At 45.7% G+C, this 13764-nt stretch carries 14 protein-coding genes; 4 read left to right on the forward strand and 10 right to left on the reverse strand.

From position 1 onward, the window contains the following. The first annotated feature begins 39 nt into the window (after positions 1 to 39). Entirely contained in the window at positions 40 to 339 is a 300-nt protein-coding gene (locus KI809_RS10765; protein WP_214171571.1) for a hypothetical protein, read from the forward strand. 142 nt (positions 340 to 481) lie between these two features. After that, entirely contained in the window at positions 482 to 1462 is a 981-nt protein-coding gene (locus tag KI809_RS10770) for a beta-ketoacyl-ACP synthase III (protein WP_214171572.1), read from the forward strand. Between the two features lie 2 nt (positions 1463 to 1464). Here the strand turns inward: KI809_RS10770 and KI809_RS10775 are convergent, their stop codons facing one another. From KI809_RS10775 to KI809_RS10800, 6 genes are all read right to left on the reverse strand, one after another. After that, positions 1465 to 2514: a class I SAM-dependent methyltransferase gene (locus KI809_RS10775; RefSeq protein WP_214171573.1), complete on the reverse strand. Its 1050-nt coding sequence runs from the start codon at positions 2512 to 2514 to the stop codon at positions 1465 to 1467. A gap of 355 nt (positions 2515 to 2869) precedes the next feature. Further along, positions 2870 to 3937, reverse strand: a complete 1068-nt coding sequence (locus tag KI809_RS10780) for a protein-glutamate methylesterase/protein-glutamine glutaminase (RefSeq protein WP_214171846.1) — start codon at positions 3935 to 3937, stop codon at positions 2870 to 2872. A gap of 15 nt (positions 3938 to 3952) precedes the next feature. Further along, entirely contained in the window at positions 3953 to 4855 is a 903-nt protein-coding gene (locus KI809_RS10785) for an HDOD domain-containing protein (RefSeq protein WP_214171574.1), read from the reverse strand. Positions 4856 to 4865: 10 nt separating this feature from the next. Continuing rightward, positions 4866 to 5699, reverse strand: coding sequence for a CheR family methyltransferase (locus tag KI809_RS10790; protein WP_214171575.1), 834 nt, complete (start codon positions 5697 to 5699; stop codon positions 4866 to 4868). A 53-nt stretch (positions 5700 to 5752) separates the two neighbouring features. Beyond that, entirely contained in the window at positions 5753 to 7609 is a 1857-nt protein-coding gene (locus KI809_RS10795) for a chemotaxis protein CheA (protein ID WP_214171576.1), read from the reverse strand. A 60-nt stretch (positions 7610 to 7669) separates the two neighbouring features. Then, on the reverse strand, positions 7670 to 8176 hold the full coding sequence (locus KI809_RS10800) for a chemotaxis protein CheW (protein WP_214171577.1): 507 nt from the start codon (positions 8174 to 8176) through the stop codon (positions 7670 to 7672). Between the two features lie 321 nt (positions 8177 to 8497). Between KI809_RS10800 and KI809_RS10805 the strand changes: the two genes are divergently transcribed. Further along, positions 8498 to 9895 carry a sigma-54-dependent transcriptional regulator gene (locus tag KI809_RS10805; RefSeq protein ID WP_214171578.1) on the forward strand — a complete coding sequence of 466 codons (1398 nt, stop codon included), beginning with the start codon at positions 8498 to 8500 and terminating at the stop codon, positions 9893 to 9895. Between the two features lie 59 nt (positions 9896 to 9954). Next, entirely contained in the window at positions 9955 to 10713 is a 759-nt protein-coding gene (locus KI809_RS10810) for a lytic transglycosylase domain-containing protein (RefSeq protein WP_214171579.1), read from the forward strand. A 97-nt stretch (positions 10714 to 10810) separates the two neighbouring features. Here KI809_RS10810 and KI809_RS10815 read toward each other — a convergent pair whose 3' ends face one another. Genes KI809_RS10815 through KI809_RS10830 form a run of 4 tightly spaced genes read right to left on the reverse strand, consistent with a single transcriptional unit; the run spans position 10811 to position 13737 of the window. Then, positions 10811 to 11308: a ferritin-like domain-containing protein gene (locus KI809_RS10815; protein ID WP_214171580.1), complete on the reverse strand. Its 498-nt coding sequence runs from the start codon at positions 11306 to 11308 to the stop codon at positions 10811 to 10813. 57 nt (positions 11309 to 11365) lie between these two features. Next, the gene (locus KI809_RS10820; protein WP_214171581.1) at positions 11366 to 12169 is read right to left on the reverse strand and encodes a tRNA threonylcarbamoyladenosine dehydratase; all 804 of its coding nucleotides are present in this window, start codon (positions 12167 to 12169) and stop codon (positions 11366 to 11368) included. 28 nt (positions 12170 to 12197) lie between these two features. Continuing rightward, positions 12198 to 12983 (reverse strand): TatD family hydrolase, encoded by a 786-nt coding sequence (locus tag KI809_RS10825; RefSeq protein WP_214171582.1) that lies wholly within the window; start codon positions 12981 to 12983, stop codon positions 12198 to 12200. Between the two features lie 49 nt (positions 12984 to 13032). Next, positions 13033 to 13737 (reverse strand): PilZ domain-containing protein, encoded by a 705-nt coding sequence (locus KI809_RS10830; protein WP_214171583.1) that lies wholly within the window; start codon positions 13735 to 13737, stop codon positions 13033 to 13035. Between the last annotated feature and the right edge of the window lie 27 nt (positions 13738 to 13764).

Genomic DNA, 13764 nt, shown 5'->3' on the forward strand with positions numbered 1-13764 from the left:
TCAGAAACCTGCAACTCCAGCAATTTGAAAGGGTCCAACATGTCGATTAATTTTAAAGCGCTCCTACTTTCAGCACTTATCCTTCCCGGGCTTGGCCAACTCTACAAAGGTGAAAAAATCAAAGGGGCAATAATCATTTGCCTGGTGAACATCTTTCTATTAGCCGCCCTCTTTCTCGTACTCCAAGGCGCAGGACAGATAATTGCCGGCAAAGCAGGAGTAGCGGATATCAACTCGATCCTCGAAGCCCTCAGCACCAAAAACACCTCGGCACGCTGGCTGTTGTCAGCTTTTTTCGGGATCTGGATTTTCGGCGTTATTGACGCTGCCAAAAAATAATCTTTCAACAGAGCAACATCCGCCTTCGCAACTTATTCTTTTGACAAACACTGTTTTTTTTGAGATAACGAAGCAGTTTTTTTCATGAGAATAGTTCCCTGCAGCTGGAAATAAGCCCAAAAGGGAATTATAAGGACAGAACATGCTCTATTCGCATCTGCTGGGTACCGGTGGCGCACTTCCCGAACGGGTTGTTGCCAACAGTCATTTCTCCTATTTAGTTGAAGACGCTGATGAATGGATTCATTCACGAACCGGCATAGCTGAGCGCCGATTTGCTGCTGAGCATGAATCCACATCAGATCTGGCAACAACAGCAGCAAAAAACGCCATTGAAAATGCCGGGATCAGCCCACTGGACATTGACTGCATCATCGTAGGTACGTCTACCCCTGATATGTGCCTTCCGGCAACAGCCTGCATGGTTCAAAAAAACATTGGAGCAAAAAACGCTGCAGCATTTGATATGAATGCGGTATGCAGCAGTTTCGTTTTTGCCGTTGAAACGGCAGACAACTTTATAAAATCCGGCAAGTACAAGACCGTACTTGTCATTGGCGCTGATACCTACTCAAAAATACTAGATTTCCAAGACAAGGGCACTTCGCCTCTCTTTGGCGACGGCGCCGGAGCCGTCATCCTTGGCTCTTCACCGGAACGTAAAGGAATCCTCTCAAGCCTGATAAAAAGCGATGGCAATGGTTGGGAATTAATCCAGGTTCCCTCTTCAGGCTCCCGCAAACCGATAACTGCCGAAACCATTGCCGCCGGCGAAACGACATTCAAGATGGAAGGCAAAAAAGTCTTTATCTTTGCCACCGAGGTAATTCCCCAGATTATCCACGAAGTAGCGGAAAGGGCCGGCATCAAACCCGATGATATTGACCATATCATCCCGCATCAGGCCAATGTCAGGATTATCGACTTTATCTCAAAAAAAACCGGTATCCCAAAAGACAAGTTTCTTCTAAACCTGGACCGCTGCGGTAATACAGCTGCGGCGTCAGTTGGTCTGGCCCTTGATGAGAACCGAAGGAATGGTGTGCTGAAGCCTAGAGAGCGCGTGTTGATCATGGGATTCGGCGGCGGCCTATCATGGGGCGGGATGCTGATACAGCTCTGATCTTATTTAAGAATCCCGGCAACGCCTTCGCTTGCCGGGATGACAGTTAGGCCTGACCTCGTAAGCAAACCTTCTAATTCCTGTTGAGACAGCATTTTTTTCCACCCGCCATGGAATCGATCTGCGGCAAGAAGTATCCCTCCGCTATGCATGCCTTTTACAAGACGCTTAATGACACTTTCGACCTCCTCGTGGGCATGCAGAAATGGACCTCCGAGAATTCCGTTGCATAAAATGATGTGGTATTTTTCAGTTGGTTCCCATGATTTCAGGTCAGCAGTAACGAAATTAATCATGGGGAGTGCGCCAAATGATCTCATATACTGACGATTTGCATGTTCCCGCGGGATATCATGCGGAAGATAGCCATAGGCTGCGGCAAAAACCTCCAGAGGATTTATCGTTGCTCCGGTCACTCTGAATTGTGAAATATCAAAGCCGCTCTTCAGCAGTAACCCTGCCAGTTCATAACTCCCCTCGCCACTGCCACAGGCCGCATCGAGGCAGGTAATCGGCAGATGCCATTGTTCAGAGCGGCTCGTTAACCAACGCTCGAGAAAATCAAGCTGGCTGGGATACCGTCCATATGATCCGCCGAATTGCTGGGGAAGGTAGAGGCCAAACAGGAAGCGCACCCGGTCGGCTTGATTCTCTGCAAGGTTCGCGACAAGCGCTGCAGGATTGACATGTTGATCCCACAAGGCCTTCATTTCAAGGAATTCTAGCCACCCATCAACCGTGAAAAGCACCTGCGGTGGATCAAAATGTCCGGCCAATGATTTTTTTACAATCCGCACAAGTGCTTGGCGGATCAATGAATAATCTAAGTATGTTTCCGTGACTCGCCGTATTTCATTGGTAACAGCCAAGCCTCTTGACCAACATGGGACAGGGCAAGTTGACCGATAAACCTGAAAAAGATTTTCTAACCTGGCCATCCTGCGGCCCAGGTCATGGTCAACAATGCTGCCTTGTACAAAAAGCCGCTGAAATGTCTTTTCAAATTGACTTTCTTCCAGCGTCGCTTGCAAATTGAAGTGTATTTTTTTCACGATCGGGAATATATCTGAGAAATGGGAACCTGGACAAGACTTAGTTCATTGATAGCAGTGGCGGTACTCGTTGTCAGGCATAGCTTTGGCAAAACTCCAGGTTCTAAGTCATGTGCCCCATTACAAGTTACAACCGATAAAGCACAAATCGTTTCAGTTACCATCCAAGAGTTATGCACTGTTTTTAAAGCGACGGACAAATATGTCAATGCGCAGGGCAAACTGGCAATCGAAATCATCAACTGCCCGCTAGCGGCAGCCCCGGCATTGCTGTTTTTCCTAAAGAGACGTGGTTATTCTCGCTGTAAAGCGTGGGGTGGGCCAAACGGATTGATCATTTCAGCTTTGAGGTAAATTAACCGGCAATACGACCTATCTCGAAACCAATTTCTCCTAGAGGCAGTACTTCATCTGCAACACCACCATCAACACATGCCTTTGGCATACCGTAAATTGTCGAAGTGGCTTCATCCTGAACCAAGGTAACTCCACCCTTTGATTTTAGATGTTGCATCCCCTTGAAGCCATCATTTCCCATACCGGTCAGAACAACCCCTAACATCGCACCATTGCTGACGTCTGCAAGAGATGTCATCATCAGATCAACAGATGGAATATACAGATGCTTTGGGTAATCGCTTGCAGGTACAGTCTTAACAGCTATACCGCCGGCTTGCCGCACCATCAGGGTGTGCCTGCCACCAGGAGCAATCAACGCCTGCCCTGGTTTTATAAGATCGCCATCAACCGCTTCCTTTATACTCAGAGAACACTTTGCGTTCAACCGTTCCGCATAAGGCCCGGTAAAGGCCTTGGGCATATGAATGGCAACCACTATGCCATAAGGAAAGTTTACAGGCACTCGGGACAGAACCTCCTGAAGCGCTACAGGCCCACCAGTCGAAGCCCCGATACCGACACAGTGTATTTTGCGATTTGCAAACCGAGAACTGGCGACCTTTATTGTTGATGTGGCAACAGTCCTTGCAGGTACTGCCACTCGCTTGGCAAATATCGAAATGGCAGCCTCTTTGACCCGGCGCAGCAGCTCTTCCTTGAATACTTTCTGAGCGTCTGCAGAATCGGTAACATTTTTTGGGATATAATCAACTGCCCCAGCCTCGAGCGCTTCAAAGGTCGCTTTGGCTCCTTCATTGGTGAGCGTTGACACCATCAACACTCTGGTTGGAGCTTTTTTCATTATCTCTTTTAAGGCTGAAATCCCATCCATCCTGGGCATTTCAACGTCCATAGTTATTAGATCAGGCTTAAGACTCTGGGCTTTTTCAACACCTTCCAAGCCATCAGATGCAACACCGACAACCTCAATATTCGGGTCTTGTGACAGAATCCCACGAATAGCCATGCGCATAAAAGAAGAATCATCGACAATCAACACTCTGACTTTTTTTGTCTGTGTCATAAAATTCATGTACGGCTACTCCATTATCATGCCTTCAAAGATAGATTTGACTAAGTCCTGCACCTCGGGAACCCTGTCATCAAGCTCATAACAAAACCTCTCGATGTCCAGTTTGGCTATGTGGGGCGCAAATTGCTTCAAGATCTCCCAAGCGGGCTCTTCCGCAAGATTAAAGCTCACCCACTCCCTGCCTCCATAGTTCAATTGCCTTACTGAACAGAAGAGATCCGCAAGATTGACTATGGCTACAAGGGTCGGGTCAAGAACAGCCTCTTCAGGTCTGTGATGATAAGCAATTACCTCCCCGTATTCCTGAGGGAAATTCCACTTTTGGGCGATTGCATAACCGATGTAGCTATGGTCAGTGCCCCAGAACTTCTGTTCAGCATCCACAAGTTTGTAAGGTTCACCTTTTATATCTTCAAGAATTTGCAGGAAATCTTTTTTGTAGTAATAGCTGAGAAAAACCTCTCCGATATCGTGAATGATTCCTGCCAAGTACGCTTTTTCGGTATCCATATATCTAGCGCGCTGTGCAATGATTTTGGCAACGATCCCGACCCCGAATGAATGTTCCCAAAAGGTCATCACATCAAAGGCACCATCCTTGCCCTGAAATGCCTCGATAAATGAACATGTCAGCGCGAGTTCACGAATATGCCTGAATCCAAGAAATACCAGAGCCCTCTTGACCGACTTGATCTCATGCGCCGAACGATAAAGAGGGGAGTTCACTATTTTTATAACCCTGGCAGCCAGCACCTGATCAGTAAGAATCATGTCAGCAACTTCATCAAGTTCGCAATCAGGCTTGTCAAGAAGCTCAAGCACTTTGGTTGCTACTATGGGAATGGTTGGCAAATCGTTGATTTTGTCGACCATTTCCTTTGCTTTTTGAAGTTTTACGGTCATATCCATTTATCGCCTCTCACTTTTTGTACGCAAACCCACCAGGGAAATGAACTGTCTTGAAATTGTCATTCACTCCATGCAGAGATTCGGATTGCCCGACGAAAAAATATCCATAAGGCTGAAGATTGTTGTAAAAATGCTGGACAACTTTTGATTTTGAGGCAGTGTCAAAATAGATCAATACGTTTGCACAAAAGATAAAATCAAAGCTCTTCATAAATATCATCTTGGTATCTTCGTAAAGATTCAGATGGTTGAAGGTTACCAGCCTCTTCACTTCAGGGGATAAGATGTATTTTTCAGGACTTTCTTGCTTAAAATACTTTTTCAAATAAAAATCAGGGGTATTTCTTACAGAATACGCGTTATAAATTCCCTCTCTGGCCTGGGCAAGAACCGTCTCGTTGATATCGGTACCGATGATTTCAATAATCCAGTCCTTTAACAGGGAATTCCTTTTCTCGAGCAGAATCATGGCCATAGTATATGCTTCTTCACCGGAAGAAGATGCGGCGCTCCAAATGCGCAGTTTCCGAAAACCGATCTTCCCTTTTGTTTCTACCACTTCAGGCAGAAGCTTGTTTTCCAGTGCGCTCAACTGGGGGAGGTTACGGAAAAAACAGGTTTCGTTGGTAGTGATTTCATCAAGGAGCTTTTTCAACTCCTGTGAACCACCCGGGACACTCTTCAGAAGCTTATAATAGTCGGCATGGCTCTTAATACCGCAATCTTCCAGTCTACGGGCGAGCCGACTCTCCAGAAAATACTTTTTGCTTGTATGAAAATAAATGCCACAGAGGTTATAGATATAATCTCTGAACAGTTCAAAATCCTTATCCGCTAGTTTCACGGTAGCCCCTTTTTACTTTCGTATTAAATCGATTCTGAGTTTCCAATGGGCCATTATCGTCCGGCATTGCCGGCTTCGTTCCCTTCCACAAGACTAACAGGGTCTACAATAAGTGCAACGCTGCCATCTCCCAGGATTGTTGATCCGGCAATACCGGCAAGATTCGTCAAATATTTCCCTAAAGATTTTATTGCCACCTCCTGCTGCCCGAGCAATCGTGTAACGATGAGACCAACACGTTTCTCGCCGACACCGACCACAACAACATAACAGGAGCCATCACCTTCACCCTTACGCTCGACATTAAAAACTCTCTCAAGGCGCACCAATGGGAGGACGATATCCCTCAACTTCAGCATCTCCCTACCTCCGATGCTGTGGAACTCCTTCTGTTCAACCCTTAAAGTCTCGAGAACTGCAGACAGCGGGATTGAATAGATCTCGCCTTCAACCTCGACCAGAAGGGACTGGATAATTGCCAAGGTAAGAGGTAGCTTGAGAATGAATTCAGACCCTTTGCCCAACTCACTTTTGATGTCAATAATACCATTGAGTTTCTTGATATTTGTCCTGACCACATCCATGCCGACACCACGACCGGAAAGGTCTGAGGCTTTCTCCTTGGTTGAGAAACCTGGCAAGAAAATGAGATCAAGGATTTCTCTGGCCATCATTCCTGCGAGCTGTTCCTCGGTGATCAACCCTTTTTCTAGGGCCTTTCGTCCAATTTTCTCAGGATCTAACCCCTTGCCATCATCCTTTATACTTATGATAATCTGGTTCCCTTCATGCGCCGCCGCAAGGAGCAGATTGCCACACCTTGGTTTGCCAGCAGCTAAACGCTCGTCGGGTGTTTCCAGACCATGGTCCATTGCATTACGGATCAAATGGATAAGGGGGTCGCCAATTTCGTCAACAACAGACCGGTCCAATTCGGTTTCTTCACCCATCAACTGAAGATCAACCTCCTTGCCAAGGTCTCTGGCCAGGTTCCTGACAATTCGAGGGAACTTCTTGAAAACCTTTTCGACAGGGATCATCCTCATTTTGAGCACTTGCATCTGTAATTCTGAGGTGACAAAATTAAGCCTTTTGGTAAGTTTGCTGAAATCCTCAGGAAAGCTGTCGAGTGAGATTTCCCCCTGATAGTTACTATTCAACTGAATCATCCGGTTACGTTCCAGCACAAGCTCGCCGACTTGGTTCATCAAGTCATCAAGCCTTTTAACATCAACTCTAACCGTTGTATTGTCGGAAAGGTCTTCCCCGCCTTTTGTCTCTACCGCCTTTACAGGCTGTTTTGACGGAACCATAGCTGTCGCTTCTTTTGCCGCAACCTGTGGAGGTACAGGCTGAGGCTCTTGACTGGTTGCGGCATCAGAAGGCTCTGGAACTGTTGCCGCAGCTTCAGCCTTTTCACTCTTCTTTTTCTTTCCTTTTCCTTCAGCTTTGGCAGTTTTTTTGTCACTAGGAGCAGTTTCAGCTGTTGACGGGTCTACGGGTTGGGCAACAACAGCAGAAGCTGAAAGCAGTGGAATCAGCTTCTCGATGGTACCGTCAACCTCCCGCTCTTGAATATCCCCCCCTTTAATGTCGTTTACCAATACTTTAACCAGATCAACGGCTTCAAGTATCACATCCATTATCTCGGGCGATACGGTAAGCTCTCCCTTCCGAAGACGATTCAAAACATCCTCGGTCTTGTGAGTCACCTTAACCAGCAGTTCAAAACCAAGGAAACTGGAGGCACCCTTGACCGTATGGATAGAACGAAATATCCGGTTTAGCAGATCAGGGTCGTCAGAAGATTTTTCCAAGGTAACCAGGTCATCATCCAGTTTTTCCAATAACTCGGTTGTTTCGGTAAGAAAACCTTCTAAAAGTTCTTGATCTTCAATTTCTAATGACATGGGATACCCTCACTTGCAGAATTCATAAACAAACTCAGCATTAAAAATAACTCGCTAGCCCTAAAGATTGCTCAGGATTTTCCTGTCTTCTTTAGATGACATTTTTTCCAGATCGAGAAGAATGAGCAGGCGCTCTGGCTGGTTTATCACACCTGACATACACTCCTGGTCAATACCACTTGTCGCAACCGGCGGAGGAGGCTGAATTTCATGCTGAGCAATCCTGATGACTTCTGAAACTGAATCGACGATAAACCCCATAAGTTCACCATCGACATCCATGACCATAATTCTGGTACTCTTATCATTTTCTATCTCACCAAGACCAAACCTTCTCCTGATTGACATGATCGGGATAACTTTACCCCTGAGATTAATAACTCCTTCCACATAATGAGGCGTGTTAGGAACCCTTGTAATGCTCGGCATGCGAATAATCTCCCGCACTTTAAGCACGTCAACACCATACTCTTCCTCATCCAGGTTGAAGCTGACCAGTTGAATAAGCTCGCCGGAAGCATCCTCTTTATTTTTCTGATCCCTATGAACGGTCAGTGCATTTTCCATTGCTCGCTTCCCCTTTCAAGATCCGTATCATATATTTACCCGAAGTTCTGCCCATCGGCAATTGCACTAAAGCAATTTTAATTGATCACTACATAAATTTAATTAACTGCCACAGTTTTGACATATTTGAACATCCTGCAGACTAAGTAGCGGAAACATCTCCGAATCATCTTTTTCGTTAAACGGCTAGAGGCCTATTTCAAGCCCAAAAACCCTCAAGTCATTTTATTGACTTTACACTTGTATGTGTTATAGTAGGCCGCGATATGAAATCTCTTCGGCTTATAACTATGTAACTTTAATTGCCGAGATGAGGAAGCCATGGAAAACACCAAAATTCTGATCGCTGATGACGACAAGAAAACCCGGGATTTTGTGGCTGCATTCCTGAGCTACAAAGGATATCAGGTTTTTCAGGCTTCTGATGGCCAGGATGCCCTCGAAAAGATTGAGATTAACGACGTAAATCTTGTCATAACAGATTTGATGATGCCGAGAGTAAATGGCATTGAATTTATAAAAAAATTAAAAGCGATGCGCCCTGAAATAGTCACCATCGCTTATAGCGCCTTTGCGAACTCAGAAATGACCGCAAACCTCCTTAAAGCCGGGGCTTTTTTCTACCTCGAAAAACCATTTAACCTTGAAGAGCTGGAAACTCACGTCAGGCGTGGACTTGAACACCATTCTCTGCAGAACCAAAGCTTCAGATCCAAGCCATGCATCAAGAATAGAACTCTGCTCAACAATATCATCGGCGAGAGCGACAAAATGCTCGCGCTGTTTGAACTGATTGAAAAAGTTGCAAGCTCTGACTCTACAGTTCTTCTCCAAGGAGAATCAGGCACAGGAAAAGAACTGGTGGCCCGGGCAATTCATGACTTGAGCAATAGGCGGCAGAAAAATTTTGTGCCGGTCAACTGCGCAGCAATTCCTGATGAGCTCCTCGAAAGTGAGCTTTTCGGTCATGTCAAAGGGTCTTTTACCGGCGCAATCGCTACAAGAATAGGCAGATTCGAAATGGCCGACAAAGGAACACTTTTTCTTGATGAGATTGGCGACATGAAGCCGAGTCTTCAGGTAAAACTCCTCAGGGTTCTGCAAAACAGAGAATTAGAACCTGTCGGTTCCACAACCACTAAAAAGGTTGACGTAAGAATAATTGCCGCAACGAATCAAAATCTTGAAAAAATGGTTGCAACCAAAGAGTTCAGAGAAGATCTGTATTACAGAATATCTGTCATCCCCATTATTCTGCCCCCGCTTCGTGAGCGACAAGGCGACATTCCTCTTTTGATCAGCTCCTTTCTGGAGCGCTTTAGCAACAGCAAATATCAGAAGGTACGAGGGATAGATTCGTCAGCCCTCAATTTGCTTCGCAATTACGACTGGCCCGGCAACGTTCGCGAACTTGAAAATCTGATAGAACGGATGGTTATCCTCAAAGGAAGCGGCACAATTTCCGCAAATGACCTGCCTGAAAAGTACCGAGGACGTAAAGCAACCACTCCGCAGGAATCGATTACACTACCAGATAACGGTTTCTGCCTTAACAGCGCAGTTGAGGAATTTGAAAATCAATTAATTCTCCAGGCATTGGAAAAGACCTCCGGCAACAAGAAAGAGGCAGCAATCCTCTTAAACCTAAAAAGAACGACTCTTATCGAAAAACTTAAGAAAAAGAAATTGTCAATTCCTGGTTCCAGCATGACTATATAGCTTCAACGAAAAGGCTTTTCCCTAGCAGTCATGGCACGCCAACTGCATTAACACTCAACATGTCCATCAACATGATTGAGTCCAACAAAATATCCTCACTGAGCCAATCTACCTCAAAAACATCCAGCAATAAGGGGTTGTCAGCCGGATCGTTTTCCGAAGCAATATCTTCCGCAACGCAAAGCCTTATAACACGCGCAGAAAAGGATTCTTCCGTAGCCATGGCGACCGCCGAACTTCTGCAATTGCAGATGATGAAAAGCGCCTTATCCCTCGGAGATGACGTCAAGACTTCTGCCAACTCTTTCGATTTGCCTGTCAAACTTACCTTATCCGACCTGATCGCCAAGCGTCAAAATGTCGACAATACTTTAAACTCAACGCCAATAGCTCAAAACACAACACACATTGAAACTCCTTCCCAACGATCTGAAGGAAACATCCAAGAAGTTATAACCAGAGCCTCAGAGAAATACGGCGTTGATGGTGCATTGATAAAAGCCGTAATAAAGGCTGAAAGCAATTTCAACCCTTCAGCCCTGTCACACGCCGGGGCGCAAGGGCTCATGCAACTGATGCCTTCAACTGCTAGAGGTCTGGGAGTAGTGGACTCCTATAACCCCGAACAAAACGTAATGGCAGGCACACGTTTCCTTAAGGACATGCTGAACCGATACCATGGGAACCTAGATTCTGCACTGGCAGCCTACAATTGGGGCCCAGGGAATGTGGATAGAAAAGGGACGTCTTCACTGCCTCAGGAAACCAGGGAATATCTCGCGAAAGTCAAAACCTACTACAACCAGTACCTTGGCTAACAACTGCTTGAATGCAAGAAAACGAAAAGCGGTCGAGATTCTCGGCCGCTTTTCGTTTTGCACAACTAAAATATTTCTTTTTTATTAGCTACGCGTTCTACTCGCGCACATACGTATCCTGGTCTGACTTGTCCACCATTCTCATTACATGCATATACTCGTCTTCGATCATATCATAGTGATTCTGAGTCTCTTTGACCACCTGCTCGAAGACCTTCTTTACCAGAGGATCTACGATATCCTGGGCAAGAAGAGTATACTGCTCGATAGTTGCTTTCTCTTCTTTCATAGCAATTTCAAGGGCTTTTTGCTCATGGGTCTTGTCATCAATTGCCTTCTCCAGAGCAATTATCGTGGCTCCCTTCTTGTTGGGAGGAGAATCAATGAACGATTTGAAATCACCAAACTCACTGCCTTTGTAATGGTCAAAAAACAGCTTTAAATGCCCGACCTCTTCGTTGGCGAGCAGATCAAAAACTTTCTTTGCCCGTTCATTAGCGGTCACTGACGCTGCACGTCTATAAAAATCCATGCTATCTTTTTCAGCCTGCACTGCCAGCCTTATAGCCTCTTGCATCGTGTATTCCTTGCCCATATGCGCCTCCTTAAACCAAATAGTCTTTTTTATATATTGTAAACACAAGTATATCGGCTATAAAACTGCAGTCAATCGTTCCTCATGCAATTTTGTAGCAGCAAGGAGATCATTAACAACAACACCTGCCATGGTTAAACCGAATATTCCAGGGAGATATGAAATACTGCCCAGCACGACGCGACGATGCTCACAGGAAAACTGCTGAGAGCCGCGATTTGGGCAGATGCAGTCCTCTTTGCACCCGGAATTCCGAACCTCTAGCGGCTTAAACTCCTCAGTCGAAAAAACAACCTTTACCCCATCTGCGACCCCTTCTTTTTTGAGCAACTTGCGAAAAGAACGCGCCATTCGACAGGTATGAGTATTTGAAATATCAGCAACTTTGATTCTACTGGGATCAAGTTTGTTAGCGGCACCCATGCTAGAGACTACCGGTATCCCATGATTCAGGCACGTTACAACAAGATGAACTTTGCTGGTAAAATGATCTATCGCATCAACCACATAGTCAAACTTCCGTGAAAAAAGATAATTGCTGCTTTCCGCCGAGTAAAACTCCTTTAAGGGAACCACCTCCGCGTCAGGATTGATCAGGTTAAGTCGTTGAGCCATCACGCTCGCTTTTGATAGTCCGACAGTCCCATCCAAGGCGTGAAGTTGGCGATTTACATTAGTCAGGCAGATGTCATCAAAATCAACAATGGTGAGATGCCCAACACCAGCCCTGCAAAGCGCTTCAGCAACATAACTGCCGACACCTCCCAAACCGATGATCGCGACAGATGACCGATTCAGCTTCGACTGCCCTTCTAGGCCCAACAAAAGTTCATTTCTCGAGAATCGATTCAATCCCATCAAGCACCTCTCAGACAATTATTCAATACCATCAGACACCCAATATCCTTTTGGCATTGCTTGTGGTTTTTTCTGCCACTTCTAAATATGACAAACCCTTTATTTGGGCAACGGCATCGGCGATAAAAGGGAGAAAAGCAGGCTCATTATCGATCCCTCTGCAGGCTTCCGGGGTAAGGTCCGGAGCATCTGTTTCGAGAACCAGGCTCGAAAGAGGTAGTTGTTCAACCAGCGTTACCGGATGTACAGCATTATTATAGGTAACAGGTCCGGCAATTGAGACAAGAAATCCCAGCTTGATGCAAGCCTTGGCAACTTCTGGGCTGCCGGAAAACGCATGCAAGATACCGCCAACCTGTGCAGCATTCTCTTCAGCGAGAATGGTTAGCAAATCCTTGAAAGCTCCCCTGCAATGAATCAGCACCGGGAGTCCGGCGCCAACAGCGAGCTTTAATTGTTGTCTGAAGGCGTCGACTTGAATGGCTCTGGGCACGTCCTTGCGATGGTAATCTAGACCGATCTCACCAATAGCAACTGCCTTTGGCAGCAATGCGGCCAGGGTATCGCTAATTACTCCAGACCATTTTGCTGCAAAAAAAGGGTGAACTCCGAAGGCAGGAGAAACCTCACTGCGATCGACCGTCAAAGCTTCAATCCGTGACCAATTATCAGGGTCTACCCCAGGCACAATATAGTGAGAAACACCTACCCTACCGGCATCAGTAAAAACTTTGGCAAGGCGACCAGCCAGGCGGAAATCATCAAGGTGGCAATGGGTATCAATAAGAGGATGGGGGTTTTCGCTGAATTTACACATAGCGAGGCTCATGATTGTTTAAGTAAGAGCCGAGGGTTCAGATTAAGCATTATCCATAGACAAGTTGATCCTTCAACTCACGGATGATTTCCACCTGTTTCTGAAAAATGAATTGAGAGATAGCAGTTTCAATTCGTGGACTTGCCTCAATCTCAAAAATATAGCAATACTCATTCTCAACAGACGCAATCTTTAGAAGTCTTCCCGGCATTTCCAACTTCCCGGCGGGGAGCTCAGCAGTGAGAATCCCTGCAGTGTCTATGTCTATATCGATCTTATCACTCGTTTTCAGAGATAGTCCGCCAATGGAGATATCAATCATCTGTCCATCGAAATTCTTGTCAATTCGCCTGAAGTTGACCTTAACCGGGTCGACTATCTGCACCCGGACAAAGCGTCTTCTCTCAGCCCGAATCTGGGCGTAAGAAAAATTATGTAGCAAGCCGATACATTTATTAATATTTGCCTTGTAAACGTTTGCAAGAACATCATGTGGGAAATGATCACTTTTCAGAAAAGCCGTTTTTTCCACATACATCACCACTGCCTGGTGCTGATGAACCAACATTTCCACAAGATCCTCGTCAATATGGGAAATCGTTGCCCCATAGCTGACAGGAATCTCTTTATAATAATTCAGGATACGCAGGTCATTTTTAAGCTCTCCACTGTAAATACCCTTCAATACATCAATAATGGCTTTTTCATCCTTGTGGATATCATCTACGGTTTGGAGGCGATAAATATCTTTCATTCATGTGTCCCATGTAAAAGCCATTGG

It is taken from the genome of Geoanaerobacter pelophilus, from assembly GCF_018476885.1.
Classification (GTDB): Bacteria; Desulfobacterota; Desulfuromonadia; order Geobacterales; family DSM-12255; genus Geoanaerobacter; species Geoanaerobacter pelophilus.